This window comes from Algoriphagus kandeliae, assembly GCF_004571135.1.
GTDB lineage: Bacteria > Bacteroidota > Bacteroidia > Cytophagales > Cyclobacteriaceae > Algoriphagus > Algoriphagus kandeliae.
Genome location: NZ_SPSB01000002.1, coordinates 365,223 through 389,198, shown reverse-complemented (window position 1 = coordinate 389,198; position 23,976 = coordinate 365,223). Strand labels below are relative to the sequence as shown.

The 23,976-nt window shown below is 42.1% G+C and carries 18 protein-coding genes; 9 read left to right on the top strand and 9 right to left on the bottom strand.

Translation table 11 applies throughout. From position 1 onward, the window contains the following. Positions 1-17: 17 nt before the first annotated feature. From E4S40_RS06250 to mfd, 8 genes are all read right to left on the bottom strand, one after another. Positions 18-545 (bottom strand): HdeD family acid-resistance protein, encoded by a 528-nt coding sequence (locus E4S40_RS06250; RefSeq protein WP_135072292.1) that lies wholly within the window; start codon positions 543-545, stop codon positions 18-20. 327 nt (positions 546-872) lie between these two features. Further along, the gene (locus E4S40_RS06245) at positions 873-2,597 is read right to left on the bottom strand and encodes an amidohydrolase family protein (protein ID WP_202615342.1); all 1,725 of its coding nucleotides are present in this window, start codon (positions 2,595-2,597) and stop codon (positions 873-875) included. 39 nt (positions 2,598-2,636) lie between these two features. Continuing rightward, complete coding sequence (locus E4S40_RS06240; RefSeq protein ID WP_135072290.1) at positions 2,637-4,292, bottom strand: amidohydrolase family protein; 1,656 nt, start codon at positions 4,290-4,292, stop codon at positions 2,637-2,639. 67 nt (positions 4,293-4,359) lie between these two features. Beyond that, positions 4,360-5,904: an amidohydrolase family protein gene (locus tag E4S40_RS06235; RefSeq protein ID WP_135072288.1), complete on the bottom strand. Its 1,545-nt coding sequence runs from the start codon at positions 5,902-5,904 to the stop codon at positions 4,360-4,362. A gap of 104 nt (positions 5,905-6,008) precedes the next feature. Continuing rightward, complete coding sequence (locus E4S40_RS06230) at positions 6,009-8,108, bottom strand: LuxR C-terminal-related transcriptional regulator (protein ID WP_135072286.1); 2,100 nt, start codon at positions 8,106-8,108, stop codon at positions 6,009-6,011. A 1,154-nt stretch (positions 8,109-9,262) separates the two neighbouring features. After that, positions 9,263-10,717: a cardiolipin synthase gene (gene cls, locus E4S40_RS06225; protein WP_135072284.1), complete on the bottom strand. Its 1,455-nt coding sequence runs from the start codon at positions 10,715-10,717 to the stop codon at positions 9,263-9,265. Positions 10,718-10,861: 144 nt separating this feature from the next. Then, positions 10,862-12,085 (bottom strand): gliding motility lipoprotein GldJ, encoded by a 1,224-nt coding sequence (gene gldJ, locus E4S40_RS06220; protein WP_135072282.1) that lies wholly within the window; start codon positions 12,083-12,085, stop codon positions 10,862-10,864. 178 nt (positions 12,086-12,263) lie between these two features. Continuing rightward, positions 12,264-15,617 (bottom strand): transcription-repair coupling factor, encoded by a 3,354-nt coding sequence (mfd, locus tag E4S40_RS06215; RefSeq protein WP_135072280.1) that lies wholly within the window; start codon positions 15,615-15,617, stop codon positions 12,264-12,266. A gap of 114 nt (positions 15,618-15,731) precedes the next feature. Between mfd and E4S40_RS06210 the strand changes: the two genes are divergently transcribed. Further along, the gene (locus tag E4S40_RS06210) at positions 15,732-16,346 is read left to right on the top strand and encodes a cytochrome c oxidase subunit 3 (protein ID WP_135072278.1); all 615 of its coding nucleotides are present in this window, start codon (positions 15,732-15,734) and stop codon (positions 16,344-16,346) included. Positions 16,347-16,349: 3 nt separating this feature from the next. Beyond that, positions 16,350-16,790 (top strand): SRPBCC family protein, encoded by a 441-nt coding sequence (locus tag E4S40_RS06205; RefSeq protein ID WP_135072276.1) that lies wholly within the window; start codon positions 16,350-16,352, stop codon positions 16,788-16,790. On the opposite strand, the gene E4S40_RS06200 is transcribed toward E4S40_RS06205, so the two are convergent. Next, on the bottom strand, positions 16,787-17,257 hold the full coding sequence (locus E4S40_RS06200) for a Fur family transcriptional regulator (protein ID WP_135072274.1): 471 nt from the start codon (positions 17,255-17,257) through the stop codon (positions 16,787-16,789). The genes E4S40_RS06205 and E4S40_RS06200 overlap by 4 nt on opposite strands. A gap of 190 nt (positions 17,258-17,447) precedes the next feature. Here E4S40_RS06200 and E4S40_RS06195 point away from each other — a divergent pair, with 190 nt between their 5' ends. The 7 genes from E4S40_RS06195 to fumC all read left to right on the top strand — a co-directional run bounded on the left by E4S40_RS06195 (position 17,448) and on the right by fumC (position 23,824). After that, entirely contained in the window at positions 17,448-18,698 is a 1,251-nt protein-coding gene (locus tag E4S40_RS06195) for an aspartyl protease family protein (RefSeq protein ID WP_237563141.1), read from the top strand. A 95-nt stretch (positions 18,699-18,793) separates the two neighbouring features. Continuing rightward, positions 18,794-19,384, top strand: coding sequence for a LemA family protein (locus E4S40_RS06190; protein ID WP_135072272.1), 591 nt, complete (start codon positions 18,794-18,796; stop codon positions 19,382-19,384). A 10-nt stretch (positions 19,385-19,394) separates the two neighbouring features. Then, positions 19,395-19,832, top strand: coding sequence for a TPM domain-containing protein (locus E4S40_RS06185; protein ID WP_135072270.1), 438 nt, complete (start codon positions 19,395-19,397; stop codon positions 19,830-19,832). Beyond that, complete coding sequence (locus E4S40_RS06180; RefSeq protein WP_135072269.1) at positions 19,810-20,628, top strand: TPM domain-containing protein; 819 nt, start codon at positions 19,810-19,812, stop codon at positions 20,626-20,628. Before E4S40_RS06185 ends, E4S40_RS06180 begins: the two co-directional genes overlap by 23 nt. Positions 20,629-20,830: 202 nt before the next feature. Then, the gene (locus E4S40_RS06175; protein ID WP_135072267.1) at positions 20,831-21,211 is read left to right on the top strand and encodes a RidA family protein; all 381 of its coding nucleotides are present in this window, start codon (positions 20,831-20,833) and stop codon (positions 21,209-21,211) included. A 647-nt stretch (positions 21,212-21,858) separates the two neighbouring features. Beyond that, on the top strand, positions 21,859-22,347 hold the full coding sequence (locus E4S40_RS06170; protein ID WP_135072265.1) for a hypothetical protein: 489 nt from the start codon (positions 21,859-21,861) through the stop codon (positions 22,345-22,347). 76 nt (positions 22,348-22,423) lie between these two features. Beyond that, entirely contained in the window at positions 22,424-23,824 is a 1,401-nt protein-coding gene (gene fumC / locus E4S40_RS06165; RefSeq protein ID WP_135072263.1) for a class II fumarate hydratase, read from the top strand. The last annotated feature ends 152 nt before the right edge of the window (positions 23,825-23,976 follow it).

Sequence of the window (23,976 nt, the reverse complement as noted above, 5' to 3'; positions counted from 1 at the left end):
GGTGGAATTGTTGGCTTCTAACTCTTCAGTTTCAATCCAATATTCAAGTTGAGAATACCTGAAATTAAAAATCCGAATCCAATCCAATAGGTTAGTGCTAAAGCTCCAACCAATAAATTATTGGTTATTAAATACCCTACAATTACTGTAAGGACTCCCCCAAAAAGATTAACCCATGAAAACTCCCCTCCTGAGGATTTACTTTGAAATGACCCAACAAAAAGAATTATTCCATAAACCATCACCCAAATACCTACAACAAACGGCAGAGTTGCCGCTGTTATCCCCGGACTGGATAATAGAACCAGAGAAAATAAAATATCAAAAACTCCCTCTGCTAATTGCCATCCCCAATCTCCATTTATATTTTTTGAGGCCAAGGAGGTGAAAATGAGTAAAACCCCACTTATCATTAAACTTATTCCAATGTAAATGGCTAAGCCTACCAAGGAATCAATTGGATTTGAAAACACATAAAAGGCCAATAAAAGGAATAGTATTCCTCTCAAAAGAATTACCCACCAATATTTCGATTTTTGCTTCATAATTAATTTGTTAAATAGTCCGATTTTATTTTAAGTCAATTTGATAACAGATACTTTCAGAAACCTAAATTGATGATAGGTCAAAATGCATCATAAGAAGCTAATAAGGCCAGGTATTGAGGGCTTACCTTGGTAAGTAATTTTCCAATTTCGCTTCGTTCTTTTGCCTTAACCCGATAGGAAAAGTCAAACGGTTTTCCTTTTCAGAATTGTGATTCTAGTCCCATCTTGGTTGCCCGATAATTTGGCAACCAATTTTGGGTTCATTTCAATATTATATTAGTCTCTTACTACAATTGAAAATGATTCCTAAATGATATTACTATCTCAATTCTTTCCATCTAAAGATTTACCTGCACCTGAATCATCATCGGTATGGATTTTCGATAATTCAGGATCCAGGCCAATGGTATGTTCATTCAGCCATCCATTAAGGTCAATGGGCTTGTAACGGCCTTTTTCCTCAACTGGAAAACGAACTTCTTTACCGGGTTTTACAGGAAGAACTTCGTTGTCCTTCACTACCATTGTCCCATTTACTATTACATATGGAATTCCTGTTGTAGGTATACCATGAGTACCAACCTTAAAGCCCGAGTTGTCTGTAATCGTCTCAGGATTAAAAATTGTTATGTCTGCAGCCATTCCAACTTGCATTCTGCCTCGAATTTTCATCGCTTCAATCCCAGCATCCCCGAGGTGCTTTGCTACCCAGTAACTAGCTTGGGAAATGGTAAACATTAGAGGCACACCATTTTCCCTCGCCAACCTAAAGGTAGCTCCTCGGGTGCCCGATGTTCTTGGATGACCTCTATATTCCGACCAATCTGCATCCCATGGTAGCAATTCTCCATCATCTCCAACGCCAGCCATCGCGTCGCTTGCTAAGGTCATATGCGGCACTGTGAGCCAATACGGCAGCCATTTTTCGCGGTAAGGAAAAAACACTACTACAGACCTACCAGCATTATTTTGAATCAAATCAGCGTAGCTTTCGTCATTAAGGAAGCTGTCAGCAATAGGATCATAAAGTGTGGTTTCATAGGTATAGCCATATTTATCCTTCCATTCTGCAGGTCGTAAAAAATCGGCACTTACCGGGGTAGAACCTGCTGTATACGGATAGTATTCAGACCACATGTTTAAGCCCTTTTCACGGGCCATTTGCAGTTTTTCCTCAATTTCCCACCATCCATAATCATTGTCATGTGCCATTAATAATGGGGCTTCAAGAAGCATCGCGTTTGTAAATACCTCATCAAAAGAAATAGGTGCTTCAGTGGGTGTATCATTTATAAGATGATACCGGGTATGAACAGAGGTTAAGCGATTGTAGTTTGCCGCTGTTTTTTGAGCCAGGTAAAGCTCATAACTGGTTAAGCCGCGAGCCATATAAGCAGCACCAACACCAACTCCTAATGCTCCCTGCCTCAAATCTTCATCCAGAATTTGCATAATCTGGTTCATTTCATCAATCGAAGATTTTGTAATAGACCATCCGGGAACGCCATCTTTAGCAGCAGCAGCTATGTATGGCGGCGTTATGGAAAAATCAACAGGCTCATTGAATTCAACCTCAGAATCATGAACCATCATTCGGATAAGATTCAAGCCAGAAGTTGTTCCATAGTTGACTTGCCATCCAGTTTTGGCCTTTTTGTCGTACCAGGCTCCAACATTTATAGCTCCAAGTTCAAGGTCCATACCGGTGGTCACACCGTCTCTCAAGGCCATTTTGGTAGCAAATTCATCTACCGCATGGTAATGGGTATCAATGAATCCAGGAGCTACTACATGACCGGTGGCGTCAATTACTTCTTTACCTGAAATTTTATCTTCAGTGATTAAAGCAATTATGCCGTCCTTGATTCCAACGTTTCGAATACCATCAAAATTGGTTTCAGGATCCATAACTCGGCCATTTAAAATCACCAAGTCGAATTCAGTTGAAACCGGTAGTGGCTTAAAACTAGATTGATCCGCTTTTACATTCTTAATACAAGTGAGTATAAGTAAAGTAAAAAACAGGGAAATAATTTTTGAATTTTTCATTTGAGGTAATTGCTTATGAATTTTTAAAAATGAACTACGTTATTTCTCCCAAGGCACAGGAATACACTCGCTCCCCGGAATCTCAATGGATGTATTATAAATAGCCTCCCAAGCTTCAAGACTTACCTGTTCGAAACGAGGTTTATCTTCTGGCTCATAGCGGATAGGTTGTCCCGGATAGACCTCGATTGCTTTGTCATCGATTACTACCTGGACCCCATTGACTATCACCGATTTGAACCCGGTCGAAGGAATTGAACCGTTCAAAAAGGTTGCGTTGTCAGTCACAGTCATCGGATCGAAGACTACGATGTCGGCCACCATGCCCTCCTGCAATCGACCGCGTTCCTGCATCGCCTTTAATCCGGTATCACCAAGGTATTTGGCCGCGTTATAGCTAAGTATTGAAAGGACTTGCATCAAGGGAACGTCATGCTCACGTGCCAGTCTTAATGTAAAGGCACGAGCTCCCGCACCACGAGGGTGCATATTGCCGAACTCCTCCCAAGGCGTATCCCACGGTGATGTTAGGACATTCATCGGTGCCATCCCATCACTTGCCATAGTAGTACCTTTGAGTTTAATCCATTCTACAGCATCTTCTGGGGGCATCTTCCATAATAGAATTTCCTTGGTCGGTGTCTCTTTTACTGCCTTAGCATAGGTCTCACGTGTGTAGAACTCTCCAGTTTCTACATCCTGTAGTGTGTTCTCGTACTTATGTCCCAATCGGTCAATCCAGTTCTCTGGTTGCAGGAATACGGCATTGAGAGTGGTAGATCCGGCTGCATAAGGATAAATTTCACCCCAAACGTTATGACCTTGCTCTCTTAACCGTGTGATTAGCTCATGTACAAGTCTCCAACCAGGATTGTTGAAATGAGAAATTACAACCGGAGCGTCAAGTGCCAGAGCATTGGCGATAAGTTCCTGTGCGCCATTGGCCTCGCCAACATCATTATCTGGTGTGTATCTAGTGTGTCCTTGATAGGCTCTTCCATATCGAGCTGCAACTTTTTGAGCTTCAAAAACCTCGCGTGAACTGATGCCCTCTCTCATGTAGCCGAGCGTACTCGATATGCCTAAAGCACCTTGCTGCAACCCCTTGTCCATAATCTGCAGGATTTGATTACCCTGTTCGAGTGTTGGCTTGGTCAGGGCCCATCCCTGTGCTAATGCACGGGTACGGAATGCATCTATATCGCCATAGGGGTCTGTGCCATCTAGCACTGCCGCTCGAGCCAATTCATGACTTGAACCTGTACCATAGTTGGCTGGAGACTTACCTTCCCTGTCTGCATACCATTGATCTATCTTTGTGCCGACACAACCCAACTCAATGTCCAAGTTGGAGGTCAATCCGTCCCGAATTCCAATTTTGTAACCAAGCAATCTCTGCCAGTGGAAATGGGTATCAATGAACCCTGGAGCCACGACTTGATCTGTTGCATCTATGGTTTCTTTGCCAGAGATTTCTTCCTCTGTGATCAATGCGATCCTACCATCTAGGATTCCCACATTCCGGATTCCATCGAAATTTGTTTCAGGATCCATTACACGACCATTCAGGATTACAATGTCGAATTCTGTAGATGCTGAGGGCCGGTTAGCCTTACTTACCGTAGTTTCATCGCCACAACTTGAAGTTATAGCCACAAAAACTGTAATGATAAAATATTGAATTGCCTTCTTCATATTAATTTGTTTAAGCTGGGGTTTTAAGAATTAACTTGAGGTATTTAGAGTATTGGCTCTATACAACCTATCTTCTAATCGGTTTTCCGGCAGCAACATCAATTTTCAGCTGACCATCTACTATTACCAATTGCCCATTTACCAATAATGATTGCACTCCTATAGCAGGTTGATTTGGCTTCTCATAAGTACCCATATCGGCTATGGTATTAGGATCAAATACCACAATATCTGCATCCATCCCTTCCTGAAGCCGGCCCTTTTTCTTCATTTGGGGAACAAAATCTTCCAGGGTCTGGGCTGGCATTAAGGAGATTTTTCGGATGGCTTCACCTAAGGTCATCAGGTTTCTTTCCCTGACATAGGACCGCAGAATCTTGGCAAACGTACCATTTGACCTTGGGTGACTAAAGGAACCTTCTGGTAAAGGCCATGCATCCCCTTCATAATTTTCCACTTCACCTTGATCATCAAAAAACATCCAGAACATCTCATCAGACTCGATCACTACTCTCGGATCCAAAACTGATTTATCCAACAAAGCCAAATCTTCAGGATTGCTCTCATCGAGGAAGTGCCAGGTAATAAAAGTCCCAGGCTTATTCTTTTGATAATCCTCCACCTGTTCTTCAGTCATTCGTTCCGTACCCAATTGAAAATTATTGGCTGTACTTCCCATACGTTCCTGCCAGCCATCCCCTGAAAACATAGCGGCCCCTATCACGGTGCTAGCAGCCCCATAGGGATAGGCTCCCACAGTAATATTAATATCCTGTTCAAAGGCATTGTGAATGAGTTCCATGGTAGCATCTATGTCTTTGAGGGAAGTGCTGTTTATATGGCATATATGCATATGCGCACCTGTAATGGCGGCATTGGCGATAAGTTCTTTCACAGCTTCAAATGAACTTTTTGGCTCCATATTACTGGCGTAGCGCACATGCGTGTAGGTAGCGACTCCATTTTTGGCAGCCATTTCTGCCAGCGCATAATATTCCTTGGATCCATATCCTGGAGCATATCCAGCATTGATTCCAATGCCTAAACCTCCCTCATCCAACCCTTGCTGAACATAATTGAGGATTTGATCCATCTGATCAGGTGAGGCTAGGTTCATCTTCCACTCCGAATCTTTTTGAGCATCTTGAAAGTAGGCCACCGTGGGTTCAGGCTCCGTATCAGAGAATGTCGCGATCCTTGCATAGGTCCAGCCTGCTGCCGCCCCATAATTCAACGGTAGATTTTTCTTTGCCTGAGCCTCATACCAGCCAGCTACAGGAAGTATTCCCGACTCAAGCTCTAGCATTGTGGTTACCCCTTGCATAGCCTGCATTCGGTAATCCCCTATATTTTGTCCGTGAGCATGAAGATCTATAAACCCTGGAGAAACTACTTTTCCAGAAGCATCGATAGTTTCTTTGCCAGAAATGTCTTGCTGAGTAATTATAGCAATGGTTCCTCCATTGACCCCCACATTTCGCACAGCATCTAGTCCAGATTCGGGATCGATTACTCTACCATTTTTAATAACAATATCGAACTCTTGTCCAATGGATGCCTCCGAAATCAAGAAAAATGAAGCAAATACCAAGGAAAATCTTAAGAAATTCATCACAATTACTGTTTATATGATACATACATTGTATGTAAGGTATTTGCATATAAACAGTCAAACAATACACTAAAGTAGATATCTCAAAAGAGGATAGAGAAGTTTCAACTTTTAAAAATGCCCAAATCCCTAGCTTTTAGAATTGCGCTGGTACGATTTTTCACCTCAAGGATTAAAAATATATTGGAAAGGTATTTTTTTATTGAATTCAGAGATAGATTCATTTGATCAGCAATTTCTGAATTACTATATCCTTCAGCGACCAAGGATAAAATCTTTATATCACGTTGATTTAAAATTGGATCCGTTTGAAATTTTGAATTCAGCTTAATTTCTCGCTGAAATAAGGTTTTAAGGATTTGTCTTAACCTATCAATAAAAATTCTCGATTTTTTCGTTGGGGTAATTTCATTGAGTAAATGGTATAACTCTATCCCATATTCCGAAAAGACCATATAATCATTCGCTTTTTCAGAAATGGAAATAGCTTTTAGAATATATTCCTCTGATTTGGTCATTTCACCTTTCCTGTAGGATTTTAGCGCATGAAGAATGTTAATTCTAGCTAAGGCTCCGGCGTGCGATATTTGGGTAGCATAACCCTCTAGGCTAAGAATTTTATCCTCAAATGAATTCTGTGATTGTTCATCATCGCGCTCTAACAATAGTCTCAAAAGGGTATTCTGAGTGAAGTAATGATAAAACATGGGTGGGTAAAGTTCAAAGTCAACATTTGCAAACGAAGAATTTGCAAAAAAACTTTTCCCATTTTGAAGGTTAATCTCAAGAATCAAAGCTTCCGCTAGGTGTTTTAAATTACTGGAATTACTGGCATCGCTAAATTGATTGATTTCTTGTATAGTTCGATCTAACTCTTTTTGATTTCCAATTCGCAAAAAATAAAATGCCTTAATGGCCCATAATTTTAAAAACCAAACAGATCGAATTAAATACCTTTTTTCATAAGCATCTTCAAAAATTTGACTTAAATACTCAAATCTATATTGTCTGTAGTATATATCGGCAAGAAAATACAAGGCAAAACCTTGACTTTCATAATAATTGAATTCCCTGCTTATTTTCAGAATTCGATTTGTAAGAGGCTCCAAATTATTAAAATCCCCTCTGATACTTAATAATAATGCTTTGGCAACGTGCGTTCTGACAATACTTTGTGTTTGATTTGGAAATAAAGAATCAAGATGTCTATCAAGAAACCTGATTGCTTCTGTATATCTTCCCAAAGCATTAAGACTAAAAACCTTATATGCATTTGCAAAGGTGCAGATCGACTCTGCTTTAGGTTTATTCAATTCAATCCCTTCGTTTAAAAGCTTCAGGGCCAGATCAAAATTGCCGATAAAATAGCTGCCCATGCCTTTAAAAATCAAAAATTCGGCTTTGATTTGCTTATCAACCACCTTAAAATCTACCTGCTCCTCTATATACCTGAGTTGCTGAAAAAGAGCTTCATGTTTAGCCTCATTTTCAAGAATTATGGCTTTGGTAATTAAGAGCTCCGGTTGTCTCTCTTGTGATTCGAGTGGAAAATTCGATACAATTTGCTTCAAACGGAAATATTGATCCGTATTCAGTAACTGATATTTAATTTTTGATAATTGGGATATGGCAAATTCTTCATTTTGAGTTTTCAATGCGTTTAATATCGCATCTTCGAAGAATCCATGTTTCAAAAACCAATTACTTCCTCTTTTCAAGAAAGATTCCCTCTCTAATTCAAATTCTAAAGTATTAGTATACTTAACTAGGGCGGCTTGAAAAAGGTGATGAAACCTGAACCAGGTCTGTTCAGAATCAAGCTGAATTAGAAAAAAATTATTCTCCTTTAATTTTTGTATGTATTGGCAGGGAATTGGAAAACCTAGCTCGTCCTCCGAACCATTGATTACTTCTTGAAGCAATGATTCCGAAAACCTGTCAAACAGACTCGATATTCTTAATGTCTTAATTATTGAAGGAGGGGAAATCTCTAGTAACTCTTCCAAGAAGATCTTTTCTAAATTAAGAAGATTAAACTTCGTTAGATCAATATTAACTAGAGAGTTTTTCTTACACAGAAATAAATATTGATTGATTCCCAAAAGCCATCCTTCAGTAATTTTCTGGATGAATTCTAACTCCTTTTCATTAAGTTCTACCTCATGAACTTCAGTAGAATACAGAGCGATTTCAATTTCATCCAAACAAAGATCATCTGCCCTAACCTCACAAATTGAATCACCTATTCTCAATTGATTAAGATTACTTAGGGTATCTTTCCTAGTGATAAGGCAAAGTTTTAAATTCTCTGATGGAAAACTGGAAAACTGTACAAAAAGCCGGTCGAAAAAAGGATGGGTCAGAAGATGGAAATCATCTATGACTAAAATTATTGGTTCATTTATTTCTTCAAATAAATCTACTAGGATTGAAAGAGAAAAGCTGGGGTTATCTTCCAGATTTTGACAAAATATCTCCCAAGACCCTAAAGTAAAGGTCAAGTCCAATTTTTTTAATGCATAAAAAATATATTGGGCAAAAACACTTGGATTGTTTAGAATCTTATCTGAGGAAATCCAAATATACTTTGACTTTTTGTGGTCAATCCATTGGCTAACCAAGACACTTTTCCCAAATCCAGGTCCCGCAGATATGTAAAGAAGCTTTCTCTCGCATCCTGAAGAAAGCCTTTCAATTAATCGCTCCCTAAGAAACTCTTTCCCTGTTAATTTCGGCTTACTGATGAGAGAATGAAGGATTTCCAAGGTAATTCTTCTGTTTTGATCCTGCTTGTTTGACAATAAATATAAAAATCAAAATCAAGACTCATAAAAAAATACTAATGAGAACCCTTTTTCAAGGGTGTCATCAAAAAGGTGACTTTTAGATTTCAAGTCTTAAAACTCTACCCAGATAGAAAAATTTATTTCGAAGACTTGGGCAGCAAAAAAAGAGAATCAGGAAAATTGAATATAAAATAATAACCCAGAAGGTTTGGCCAAGCACCTTTTGAAGTTTCCCCTTTCTCCAAAGCTACTACAGGAAACATCGAGGTCACGGCGAAATCTGTAAGAAAAACGGGGGGGCAAATTAGGCGCATTTCCAGTTTTTAGATCATTCTCTTGGATTTGGAATATCCCATAATCAATAAACCATGGGATTAGATTTGGAAAAATGTTACGAAATCAACTTCCAAACCGGAACCTATACCTTCCACAGAATTAAAAAAATGTAAGAAATTGAGTATCCAATAAAATCTTTAGACTCCCCATTAGAACCGATCATTTAAAGAATAATGACGAGAATAAATTGAAGGATGCTATAGAAAAATGCTTATTGGAATGGAAAGAAATATAACTTATAGAAATGAGGAAATAAGGCGTGCTATAGCGTAAATAAGGCGTCTTGAAAAAGTGTTTTCCCGCCAAGATTCCATGTCTACTTCTACACATTCTTTTAAATCATTTAAAAAGACATCCTCAAGTTGTTTACCCATTTCTTCCCCATAGATAACAGACATGATTTCGAAATTTAAATCAAAACTACGAATGTCCATATTTGCTGTGCCTATGACACTAATAAAGGAATCAGCTACCACTGTCTTTGCATGAACAAATCCTTTCCTATATAGAAATATCTTTACTCCAGCTTCAAGAAGCTCTTCAAAATAAAACCTAGAAGCCGCTCCCACTAAGCTTGAATCGGATTTTTCTGGAAGCATAATCCGAACATCTACTCCAGAAAGGGCTGACTCTTTTAATGCGTCAAGGATGCTATCATTCGGAATAAAATACGGATTAGTAATGTATAGTTTTTCCCTTGCGATGGTAAATAAATGAAAGTAAGTCAACATGATGTTTGACATTGGATAAATCGGGCCTCCAGCAATAATCTGAGCAAGTGCGGGGATTCCTTTTTGAGGTTCACTAGTAAATTCAGGAAACAAATCTCCAGTTGGAGATATTTCGGGTGCACCACAAGAATTCCAACTCACGATAAAATGTCTCTGAAGACTATAAACCAAAGGGCCCGAAATTTTAACATGTGTATCCCTCCAGTACAATCCTGTATCAATAGAGTTGTCATACCGATCCGAAACATTAATTCCTCCTACAAATCCAAAATGTCCATCCACAATAATCACCTTTCGATGGTCCCGGTGATTCATTCGATTAGCTATCTTCCGAAGCTTTACTCTGATCTTGGGATAGACTTCGGCGCCTCCTTCTTTTAATTCTTTAACAATATTTCGTTTGATTTTCCTACTGGCATAATCGTCATAAAGGACACGAACTTTGACTCCTGTTTTTACTTTTCTTAATAGCACCTCCTTGATTTGATTTCCACGCAAATCGTTTTCCCAATCGTAATATTCCATGTGAATAAAGTGTTGGGCATTTGCCAGGGTATCAAGAACCTCAGGAAATTTTTGTTCTCCGTTAATAAGTAGCTGAAAATGATTTTCGCTTAAATTTTCTCCCCCTATTTGCTTCAAAAATGTGATTAACCTATGGTATTGTCTCAATCTTTTAGGTGAGGAGGAAATCAGTAAGTCGGTCTGATCAGGCACCAAAGCGGGAAAAGCGGCATCCATCTCCTCTTGTACTTTTTTGCCTTTAAAAGTAGAAGCTAGATGACGATAGTTTATCCCAATTGAGAAATAAATTATAATACCTACAACCGGAAATGCCAATACCAAAATAAAATAAGCTAATGATTTGGACGTAGAATGGGTATCAGTAAGAATCCTTATGGACGTGTATATAAAAATGCAGATGTAAGAAATACCTAAAACAATCATTAATGCTTTCATCAGTCTAAAAGATATATTTGTTCACATATAAATTCAATATCGCCTATTATCATCGTACTTCCGAGTCCATTTAGGGAAATTCAAAAAACAAAAAAAGGCTAGCCGAATTATTCAGCTAGCCTTCTTTTATTGATTTAACCTTTATTATTTTCCTTTTTCTCCGATAGAGATCATAGCACATCGGAATCCAATGTGATTGGTTGCAGAATCCTGATGCATGAATCTTCGAGTCCCTGGAGCCAACCAATAAGTTACGTCTCTCCAGCTTCCTCCTTTATAAACACGCATTTCATCTGTTAGCATGGAAACCTCATAGTTTTCAGCTTCGTCACCATATCCATCTTTACGAAGTGGGTTTAAGTCATCTGCGTCTTGGAAGGTCATCGGACGATACACGTCATATACCCATTCGTTCATATTTCCGGCCATGTGATACAATCCAAAGTCATTTGGAGCCATATCATATACGTTGGTAGGTAGAATTTCACCGTCATTTCGCTGATTACCGGAAATACCTCCGTAGTCACCACGGCCTCGCTTAAAGTTGGCCAAGAAATCACCTTGCTTTCCTTTACGCTTCACGTTATATGGGTTACGAACGCCACGACCATCCCAAGGATAGATACGTCCGTATTCTTGATTCTCATCTAAATATTGGGTTCCGATCATCGCCTTGGCTGCATATTCCCATTCTGCCTCAGAAGGAAGACGGAAATCAGCCATAGCCACACCTCTTTCAATCAATTGGGCTTTGGTAAAGGTGGAATCCAATTCTCTTTCCTGACGGATCAACTCCTGAACATAATCAGTTCTCCACTTCGCATAGATATTTGCCTGCTTCCAAGAAACACCAGCTACCGGATAGAAATTGAAACCTGGGAATCGGAAATAGTAAGACTGGTACATGTCATTGAATGACAAAGCACCACCCCAAACATCTTCTCTAGGCTCTAGCTTCAACAAGGAGTCTGCGCTCACTTTTTTCTTCATGTCAAACAGGAACTCCCGATAATCATTATTGGTGATTTCTGTTTCGTCCATGTAAAAATTAGCCACTGTCACAGTTCGCTCCAAGTTATCACGGAATGCCATGATATCTTCTTCCTGAGAACCGATAACAGCACGGCCACCTTGGATGAATTTCAAGTTTGGACCAGGAATCTGTTCTGCGTTTCTCGCTACAAAGAATGAAGTTGTGTCTTGCTCGTCAAAAGAAAACTCTGCACCAGTGGTAGCACTTCGCTTACCCGGCTTGGCTGCAGTTCTTCGACCGTAGCCTGGAGTTTTGTTACAAGAGGATAGAATAGACCCGCCTACGATCAATAAGGCTGTAGCCCAAAGTCCCCAAGATTTCTTACTCGAATACATATGAAAAGAGGTTTTTTTGCCCAATTTGATTTGCTAATATAAGTTCATTCGGATGGACTTGCAATCATTGCCAACCGGCTGAAAACGTTGATTTTTGCCAAACTTGCCCAAATCACAAGGTATCTGCAAAATTCCAGTGCGAAACTGCAATATTTATGCCAGTTAAATTTTTGTAAAATTAGCTTTCGAGCATGTCTTTCAGCCATTTTTGGCCTTCAGAAATGCTGGAAACATTTGAAATCGTAAGAATCAAACGATTCTTGTACTCCTTTATTTTAAAGTATCGGGAGTTTATTTGCGCGAAAGCCATGATTTTCTGGAAGATAGGTGAGGAGTAAAAATCCCCTCGATCGGATGGCAAGAGATAGCACTTCATCTGTCCATTTTTCAGCACCAATTTTTCAATTCCTAGCTTCTCTGCCTTCCATCGCAATCTAACCGTCTCCATCAAATCCTGAACCACTGGCGGAACAGGTCCAAAGCGGTCATCCAGCATTTGAGCAAACTGACCCAATTCTTCCTCATCCTTGATGGAGTCCAGCTTGGAATACAAACTCAAGCGTTCGCTGATATTGGCAACATATTCCTCTGGAATTAGCAATTCCAAATCCGTTTCCACCGTACAATCCTGAACCAGCACCTTTACTTTCTCCTTCAAATCCACTTCGAATAGAGCTGCGAATTCATTCTCCTTCAACTCCTGCACCGCTTCATCCAGGATTTTATGATACATCTCAAAGCCTAGGTCCGTGATAAATCCACTTTGCTCGGCACCTAACAAATTCCCGGCTCCTCGGATATCCAAATCCCGCATTGCTACCTTAAATCCATCTCCCAAATCTGAGAATTCCTCCAAAGTCTGCAATCGCTTCCTGGATTCAGGAGTCAAACCTGACATAGGAGTAGTCAATAAGTAACAGAAGGCCTTTTTATTGCTTCTTCCTACTCGACCACGCATTTGGTGAAGGTCACTCAATCCGAACATATGTGCCCGGTTAATGATAATGGTATTGGCATTTGGGATATCGAGACCGGATTCAATGATATTGGTGGAAACAAGCACATCGTACTCATGCTCAATGAAATCCACCATGATCTTTTCCAATTTCTTCCCATCCATTTGGCCGTGTGCACCGATGACTCGAGCATCCGGCACCAGCTTCTTGATCAGATTGGCAATACTATCAATCTCACCAACCCGATTATGAACAAAGAATACCTGACCTCCACGCCGTAGCTCATAGGCTACTGCATCTCGAATGACTTCCTCCTGAAATGAGTGAACTTCCGTAGTGACTGGCTGCCGATTGGGTGGGGGAGTGGAAATCACGGAAAGATCCCGTGCTCCCATCAAAGAAAAATGCAGGGTCCTAGGAATCGGAGTCGCCGTCAAGGTAAGTACATCCACATTGACACGGATATTTTTCAATTGATCCTTGACACGCACCCCAAACTTCTGCTCTTCATCTATAATCAATAAGCCCAAATCCTTGAACTCGAGGCTTTTATTCACAATTTTATGCGTACCGATCAGGATATCGATTCTTCCTGATTTTACCTCTTCCACGATCTGCTTAACCTCTTTTGCTGTGCGGAATCGGTTGATGTAATCCACAGTAACCGGGAATCCTGAAAGCCGCTCTTTGAAAGTCTGAAAATGCTGCATAGCCAAAATGGTCGTAGGCACCAAGACCGCCACTTGCTTTCCATCATTGACCGCCTTGAAGGCGGCTCGGATCGCAACCTCAGTCTTTCCAAAACCCACATCCCCACAAACCAAGCGGTCCATGGGATAACTTTTTTCCATATCGGCCTTCACATCACTCGTGGCCATGGCTTGATCTGGAGTATCCTCATATATAAAGGAACTCTCCAGCTCCACTTGCAATACCGAATCTTTGGAGAAAGCAAAGCCATGAGCTGAACGACGCTTGGCATACAAGGCAATGAGGTCTTTGGCAATATCCTTGACCTGCTTCTTGGCGCGCTTCTTTTTATTTTCCCATTCCGGCGACCCCAATTTAGACATGGTTGGCATTTGCCCTTCCTGTCCAGAGTACTTCGAGATTTTATGGAGTGAGTGAATGTTGACATAAAGTAAATCATCATCCCGGAAGACAAGGCGAACGGCTTCCTGCATTTTTCCACCTACTTCCACCTTTTCCAATCCGGCAAATCGACCCACCCCATAATCCACATGGACGATGTAATCGCCTGGATGCAGAGCCTTTAGCTCTTTGATAGTTAGGGCCTTGGATTTGCTGGCTTTCTTTCGGGATCTATAGCGGTGGAATCGCTCAAAAAGCTGATGATCCGTATAACAAATGAGTTTATTTTGCTTGTCCTCATAGCCTTCCCGCAATCCCAAAAGCATGGTCTGAACCTGTAAAGTCGGATCGAGTTCTGCAAAAATTCCAACCAAGCGATCGATTTGCTTGGCATTTTCACCGGTAATCAAATTGGTAAGTCCCTGCTTTTCATTTTCAGCAAGGGTACTCACCAAGAGGTCAAAGTTTTTATTGAAAGAAGGCTGTGGCTTGGAATCCCAATTCAAATGATCGCTACCCTTGAGGTAAAACTGCTTCCCAAATTCCACGATTTTAAAGGCCTTCACCTGTCGGATGAAATCATCTGCCCTTTCAAAAAGATCTTCTGGTTTTAGAACGGTCTTGGTCTGATTGGTTTTGGCCAATATCTGATCAAAAGCCAACTCGGCCTTATGAAAACACTCTTCCATCACATCAGCCGTCAACTGATAATCCTTAATCCAAAGGGTGGTTTTTTCTGGCAGAAAGCCCAAGAATGACTGCCTTACTTCCTGCAATAATTTGGTTTGTGTATTGGGAATCAGGGAAATCAGATCGACTTCCGCGATGGACAACTGAGATTCGGGATCGAAGGTCCGAATGCTTTCGATTTCCTTTCCAAACAACTCTAAACGATAGGGATGTTCATTACTAAAGGAGAAAACATCCAAAATCCCTCCTCGAATGGCAAATTGCCCAGGCTCGTAGACAAAATCCGTCCGCTCAAAATCATAGCTATGGAGGAGTTCGGATACAAACTCCATATCTACCTGTTCTCCGACTCGGGCTTGAAAAGTATTTTCCTGAAGGGATCGCTTATTGATTACCTTTTCATACAAAGCTTCAGGGTAGGTGATCAGAATTTGATCTTCTTCCTGAGCATTAAGCACATGGCTGAGAATCTCGGAACGAAGCAGCACATTGGCATTGTCCACTTCCTCATATTGGTAGGGCTTTTTAAAACTGGAAGGAAAAACCAGGTAATCCTCCTTGCCCGTGAGATTTTGCAAGTCGGTATTGAGATAGGCAGCTTCTTCTTTATCCTGAGCAATAATCAGATGAAATCCTCCCATTCGCTGAACAATGGTCGTAAAAACCACCATATCCAAACTGCCGGAAAGTCCCCGAATCTGGAAATTCCCCTTGGGGCTTTGCGCGAGCTTTTCAGTGAAAGTCCGTAAGAAAGGATCCGAATGATATATGGAAAGGAAAGATGCTCTATCCAAAACGGTAGGGTTTTGTTTGGGGGCGCAATTTAGGCTATTTCATTTTTTCAAATTAGAAATTGATGAAATATCCCAAGTCCTGAACCTAAGGCGCTGTAATTTGTTTTCCTCTCAATGAATCAGACTTCCCAACATAAAACCTGGTTTCAGCGCATCGAATCCATGCATCCCTATGAGACGCTTTTGTACCTGGGGATGATTGGGAGCGGTTTGATCTTCCTGTTTTTGGTGGCTGCTTTCCTATTTTCAGGCTTGGATCAATTAGCCGGGATGAATAAAAAAATCCCAGTCTCTTTTCTGATTTCAACCTTTTTATTGGTTTCCAGTGGCTATACTGCCACCAAAATGCGCCTCTATTATCAGGAAGAAAAAGCCGATAAAGTAAGTCGGGCTTTAGGAACGACCTTGCTGCTAGGAATTATTTTCACGGCACTTCAGGTATCCGGATGGATGGAATTGCAATCCATGGGAATTGACTTCAAGGGAATCCCAAGCGGAAGTTTTCTCTACCTCCTATCTGGAATCCACATCTTCCACTTGTTGGGAGCCATGGTATTTGCTGCCATACTTTGGGTACAACTGCGAAAGCGGAAACATGATGAAATTCAGCGCCTCATCCTTTTTACCAACCCTTTTGAGAAAATGCGCCTTCGGCTTTTTACCGTTTACTGGCAATTTATGGATGGGATCTGGTTGGTGCTCTTTTTATTATTTGTGATCAGTTTGTAAAAGATGAAGCTCCAACTCGAAACTCACGTACAGCAAGATTACCTAACCGTAAAGGACGGCTTCGATGAAAGCCTATTCAAGCGGTTAAGTCCTCCTTTTCCTCCGGTGAAATTGCTTCGATTTGATGGTTCGAAAAAAGGTGATGTAGTCTCCCTGGAACTGAATTTTATTTTTTTCAAGCAAAAGTGGACCAGTGATATCACTGAGGACCATACCGATGAAAAGGAATTTTATTTCATCGATCAGGGAACTGAACTCCCTTTTTTCCTCAAAAAATGGACACACAAACACCGTGTCATCAGAAAAGAAGAGGGTAGCATTATTCGAGATGAAATTGAGTTCGAAGGGCCTAATTTCTTGCTGACCTTTCTTCTTTATCCGGCACTTTGGGTACAGTTTGTTTATCGCAAACCTATCTACCGAAAAATCTTTCGAAAGGCTTAAATCTGAGGGAGATTCTCGCAGTTTTTGATCTGACAATCCCCATACAAAACCAAGGAATGGGAGGTGATGGATGAATCGAATTCCTTTCCAATCAACTCCTTGATTTCATTGATTTTAGGATCTGAGAACTCACGGATTTTCCGGCATTGATTGCATACATGATGGTCATGGTGCTTATAGGTCAAGGCCTGCTCATACAGCGCCACCTTGTCCTTGAATTGGTGCTTTACGGCCAAGCCACTTTCCACCAACAAATCAAGCGTGTTGTAAATCGTTGCCCGGCTGATGGTATAGCCCTTATTCCGCATCTTCAGAAAAAGCCCCTCCACATCAATGTGCTCATCCTGAGGAAGCAAATACAATTCATCGATGACCGAAAACCGCTCCGGGGTTTTTCGGCTTCCCTTTTTGATCAGGAAATTCTCAAAAATCTTTTTCGCTTTTTCGATCAGCGCCGTCTCTGCCATTTTTTTACGATCTAAAAATTAAAGATGCGGGATAATCGATTTTTTGACAAGCCAGCCATCCTCTTTACAATAATTTGGTTTCAGTCTAATTAAAAATTTATGGAAACATTGAGGGTGGGGATTTTCGTTTAATCATTGTACGCATTGCAAGCAAAATTGTAAATTAAGAAACCACCCGACCCCAAGAGACTTGAAAAGATTTCTGGTTCTGTTTTCACTCATCTTTGCCATAGAATTTGGAGCTATCGCCCAAATTCCAGGATTCTTTATGAAAGAAGATAAACGGCGTGTGATTTTACCTTTTTACGCCTCCAACAGCCTCATCATCGTACCCGTCTCCATCAATGGCACCTATCCGGTGAATTTCCTCATCGATACCGGTGTGCGCTCCAATATCCTTTTCAGTAAAGATTTGGGAGATGCCATGGGCTTGGAATATTCCCGTCGACTTAATTTGATGGGAGCTGATGGTTCGGAGGAAATCATGGCACAGGTTTCTCCTGTGAATCACCTGGACTTGGGGCCTATCGAAGGGACTGCTCAAAGTCTACTCGTTTTGGAAGAGGACTTCTTGGAATTGGAATCAGTAGTTGGTGTACCGATTTATGGAATCATCGGCTATGAGTTTTTCAAATTCAACCCTGTCAAAATCAATTATGATGATGAGCGAATTGAATTTTTCCGTAGAAAAGCTATGAAATGGCGACCGCCTTTTTACACAAAACTTGACATGAGCATTGAGCAAAACAAGCCTTATATCCGTGCTACTGTCAAGCAGCGAAATGGGGATATTCTCGATTCCAAATTGCTCATCGATACGGGTGCTAATCACGGGCTCTTACTCAATCAGGAAACCACCGATCGCATCGAACTCCCTTCTATGAATATCGAAACCGAATTGGGACAAAGCCTAGGCGGTACACTCTATGGACATATCGCGCGAGTGGATTGGGTCAAAATCAAGAGTCTAAAGCAACGGGATGTCCTTACATCCTATCCGGAGGAAACAGCCTTTAGCTATGTCATCAAGGAAACAGGGCGCTATGGAAGTTTGGGCTCAGAGATTTTGGGACGAACCCGAATAATTCTGGATTATCCGCGCAAACGAGCCATGTTTAAAAAAGGCGAGACTTTTTATGTGCCTTATGAATATGACATGAGCGGGATGACGGTGAAAAAAGTCCCAACGGATGATCAACGATTTTACATTGGAGCAGTGCGTGAAGGTTCCCCGGCAGCCAAAGCAGGAATTCTCCCTTTTGATGAGGTCCTTAGCATCAATAAAATTCCCGTCATTATTTGGGAACTGGCAGAGGTTATCAAACTCCTCCGGTCGGAGGAAGGAAAGGTGGTGGAATTCGAAGTGCGCAGGTACTTTGACGAGACCCTAACCCGCTATGAGGATTTTACGTATCAGATTACCTTGCAGAAACAAATTTGATCGAAAGCAAAGCATCAAAAATTTCTTACTTTTGATCAGCAAGCAGTTAATTTAAAAACTAACCAACTTGATCACAGATTAAAAAAACAGACACTATGAAAAAAGTATTGATTCCAATTGCCATCCTAGCTGTAGTGGGAATTTTCATTTACACCAAAGCGGTAGGAACCTATAACAGCTTTGTAGCTACAGAAGAACAAGTCAATGGCATGTGGGCCGAAGTAGAAACCCAATATCAGCGTCGTGCTGACCTGATTCCAAACTTGGTCAATACCGTGAAAGGCTATGCGGATTTCGAGCAGGAAACCTTGACCGGTGTGATTGAAGCCCGAGCAAAAGCTACTTCTATCACCATCGACCCGACGAATCTGACTCCTGAGAATATCGAGCAATTCCAACAAGCTCAGGACCAACTTTCAGGTGCTTTGAGCCGATTGTTAGTAGCTGTGGAGCGCTATCCTGATTTGAAAGCAAACCAAAATTTCCTCGAGCTGCAGGCTCAATTGGAAGGAACTGAAAACCGAATTGCGGTTGCTAGAAGGAACTTCAACCAAGAGGTTGTTGCTTACAATACCAACTTGCGAACCTTCCCGAACAACCTCTTTGCAGGATGGTATGGATTTGAAACCAAAGGAACTTTTGAAGCTTCAGCAGGTGCTGAAAATGCTCCAACGGTTCAGTTTTAAATTCTGAAAAATGGCTGAGAAACTCTTTTCTACCGAAGATCGAGAACAAATCATCCAAGCCATTGTAGGGGCTGAAAAAGTCACTTCCGGAGAAATCCAGGTACATATCGAAAACCACTGCCGCATCGAAGTACTCGATCGGGCGGCAGAGGTATTCGAAACCCTCAAAATGTATCAGACCAAGGATAGAAACGGAGTCCTCTTCTACCTGGCTGTGGAAGATCACAAATTTGCTGTTCTGGGAGATGCCGGGATCAACCAAGTGGTTCCCGTGGACTTTTGGGAACAGATCAAAAACCGCATGGCCGAGCTATTCAGCAAAGGTCAATTTACCCAAGGCCTGATCGAAGGGATCGAATCCGCAGGAAAAGCCCTTTCCGAACATTTCCCTCACCAAGGCGACGCAGACGAAAACGAACTACCTGATGAAATTTCATTCGGGTCTTAAAGACCTCTTATTCCTTTTATTGACTTTTTTCATTCTGGCAGGAGCGGAAGCTCAGGACTTTCCACCACCTCCCAATCCTCCCCGTTTGGTGAATGACTTCACCCAAACACTCAGCTCCAGTGAAGTCAATCAACTCGAGCGAAAACTGGTAGCCTATAATGACAGTACTTCCACCCAAATCGCTATCGTCATGATTCGATCAGTGGGTCCGTACGATATCTCCGATTATGCTTTCCAACTGGGAGATCAATGGGGAATCGGTGGAGCTGAGAATGATAATGGACTCCTGATTCTAGCTGCCATGGACGACCGAAAGGTATTTATCGCCACCGGCTATGGTTTGGAAGGAGCAGTGCCGGATGCCTTGGCAAAGCGTATTGTCAGCGACCTGATTATCCCTAATTTCAAAATGGAAAACTACTATGCGGGATTGGATCAGGCTACGGATATGATCTTCAAACTCGCATCCGGAGAATACAAAGCCGAGCAGGTTTTGGACAATGGAAATGAGGGTGGGGGATTTGTAATTCTCTTCATCTTCATCCTGATTTTTGTGATTATTCCGTTGATTCGAAACCGTAAGGATAATGATAACCACATGGGTGGTAAAGGAGGAGGCATTGACCTTTGGACAACCATCATGCTGGCCAATATGCTGAAAGGCGGAGGAAGAGGGAAGTTTGGAGACTTCTCCAGAGGTGGAGGAAGCTTTGGTGGATTCGGCGGCGGTGGCGGCGGATTTGGAGGGTTCGGTGGTGGTAGTTTCGGTGGCGGCGGCGCCGGAGGAAGTTGGTAGAGAAGGGTTGAAGGTTGGAAGGTTATAAAGTGGGAAGGTTGGAAAGGGAAAAGTTTGGCCTAGTGTCAGTCCTAGCGGAGTCGAGGACAATTCTAAGCATATTAGAATGATAATCTGGCTGAGCTCCTGCCTCACTGTCAAGCGGGGAGTCGAAGCCTCATTAGAATAAAAAGTTTTATAGTTTATAATCATAGAATACTAAATGGCAAATCAAATCATTTTCACCCCGGAAGCTCCGGCCCCAATTGGACCTTATTCACAGGCTGTTTTGGCGGGTAATACCCTTTATGTTTCGGGGCAAATTCCCTTGGACGCAGATAGCGGGGAATTGATCCATGAAAACATCACAGAAGAAACCCATGCCGTGATGAAAAATCTGGAGGCCGTACTTCGAGCTGCTGGATTCAGCTTTGCGGATGTAGTCAAATGCACCATTTTCATCAAGTCCATGGATGATTTCGCAACGATCAACGAGGCATATGGACAATATTTTAAATCCAACCCTCCCGCTCGTGAAACCGTCGAAGTCAGCAAACTCCCTAAAAATGTGAATGTGGAGATTTCCTGTATTGCGGTGAAGTGATTGGGAGGTTGAGGTTGGAAGGTTGGAAGGTTGTAAAGTTTTAAGGTGGAAAAGTGAGAAGGTTGGAAAGTGGGAAGGTTGAAATTAGTGTCACCCTGAGCACATGACCGAGGGGAGTCGGGAGGCAAGAATGGTCCTCGACTCCCTGCCTACCGGCAAGGCAGGCGCTCGGACTGACAGTAAAGTAGGTGCTAGGACTGACAAAAATTCTTCATTCCTAATTCTCCATTTAACCTCGTCATTCGTCCATCGAAAATCGTAATTCCCATAATTCACCATTCGATATTGAAAAACCCTTCCCTAAAAAACCCTCCAAGGGTTCTTTTTTTTCTAAAATCGAGTTTTTGATATCAATTAATTATAAAAATCCCAATCCCTTGGAGGGTTCGGCACCTCGCAAATCGCACTTCGATTCGTCCATCGTCATTCGTAAATCGTAATTCCCATCATTCAACATTCGATATTCAAAAACCACCCTTAAAAACCCTCCAAGGGTTCTTTTTTATCCAAAATCGAATTTTTAATATCCATAAATAATAGAATCCCCAATCCCTTGGAGGGTTCGGTAATTCGTAAATCGTACTTCGTAAATCGTAAATCGATTCGTAAATTGATAACCCTATCAACCAAATGCGAGTTATAAACCCATGAATCTCATCCCTTTCTATACCGAAACGCTGGTCAGCGCTCTTTCCAAGGAGGAGGTCATGGAACATATTTCCCGCAAAACACGGGAAGTGAATTTTTTGGATAAAAACCAGCTAGCCAATCAAGCAGGCATCGCCTTCAATGGCATCGTAGGAAATCAAAGTTTCCGCCTTTCCAAAGTCATTCAGCGCAGCAATACCTTTCTTCCCCTTATCCTCGGCGAAGTGGAAGACACCCCTCGGGGATCCATTATTTTCCTCCGCTACAAACTCTTTCCCGGAGCCCTCTTTTTTGTGCTTTTCTGGACGATTGTGCTGCTGGGATTTTCCGCTTACTACCTGGGAATTTCACAGGAATACCTGAATGGAGGAATCTGTCTGGGATTGGCTTTTATCAACTATTTTCTTGCTGTTTTTCTCTTTCACCGACAGGTAAATCAGTCCCGCAAGGATTTCCACCAAACCATCAATTACCAATTGAAGGATTAAATCGGGTGGATCTAGGGAAAAAGGCTGGCAGACATTAATTTAGCGGCCAGAAAAACCGAAACAAAAACCCAATATCATGAGCATCCGAATTGAAAAAGATACCATGGGCCCGGTAGAGGTCCCTGCTGATAAGTACTGGGGCGCACAGACCCAGCGATCCATCAACAACTTCAAAATCGGTGGCGAGAAAAACCGCATGCCGATCGAAATCATCCGCGCTTTCGCCATCCTGAAAAAGGCTGCTGCCCAAACCAACGCTGAATTGGGTGTACTTGCCCAGGAAAAAGCCGATATCATCTCTACCGTTTGTGATGAGATCTTGGCGGGCAAACTGGATGACCAATTCCCATTGGTGGTTTGGCAGACCGGTTCCGGTACCCAATCCAACATGAACACCAACGAGGTGATCGCTTACCGAGCGCATGTATTGATGGGCGGTTCGCTGGAAGATGCCAAAAAATCCATCCACCCAAATGACGATGTGAACAAGTCCCAATCTTCCAATGACACCTATCCGACGGCTATGCACATAGCAGCTTACAAAATGGTGGTGGAAACAACCATTCCGGGTGTTCAGAAATTGCGGGATACCTTGGATGCCAAAGCAAAGGCTTTCAAGGATGTCGTGAAAATTGGCCGTACCCACTTTATGGATGCAACTCCCCTTACATTGGGGCAGGAGTTTAGCGGCTATGTAGCTCAATTGGATCATGGTATTCGAGCTTTGAAAAATACCTTGAGCCACCTGTCTGAACTTGCTTTGGGAGGTACGGCAGTAGGTACAGGCTTGAACACGCCAAAAGGTTATGCGGAATTGGTAGCGAAGAAAATCGCCGAACTTTCAGGTCAGCCTTTCGTGACAGCTCCAAACAAATTCGAAGCCTTAGCTGCTCATGATGGCATGGTAGAAGCCCATGGTGCCTTGAAGCAATTGGCTGTTTCCCTGATGAAAATCGCCAATGACATCCGCATGCTTTCTTCCGGTCCACGTTCCGGTATCGGCGAAATCCTGATTCCTGAAAACGAACCAGGTTCCTCCATCATGCCAGGTAAAGTCAACCCAACCCAGGTAGAAGCCATGACCATGGTTGCCGCGCAAGTAATGGGTAATGACGTAGCCATCTCTATCGGTGGATCCAACGGACATTTCGAGCTGAACGTATTCAAGCCGCTAATCGCAGCCAACTTCCTACAGTCTGCCCGCTTGATCGGGGATGCTTGCGTATCCTTCAATGACAACTGTGCAGTAGGCATCGAACCAAACACTCCTGTCATCAAGCGTCACTTGGAAAACTCCTTGATGTTGGTAACTGCCTTGAATACTCATATAGGCTATGAAAATGCAGCTGCCATCGCAAAGAAAGCCCATAAAGAAGGCACCAGCCTTCGTGAAGCAGCCATCGCTTTAGGCCTTCTCACCTCCGAGCAATTCGATGAATGGGTGAAGCCTGAGGATATGATTGGGAGTTTGAAGTAGTGGGCAGTTTGCAGTTGTAAACCGTCACTGCGAGCCTGTCTGCCGACAAGGCAGGGAGGAACGACGAAGCAGTCTCATGGTGAGGTCCACTGTCCACAGACAACAGACCACAGCCGATTCGCACTAGTCCGATACGCCCCAGCCATGGACTA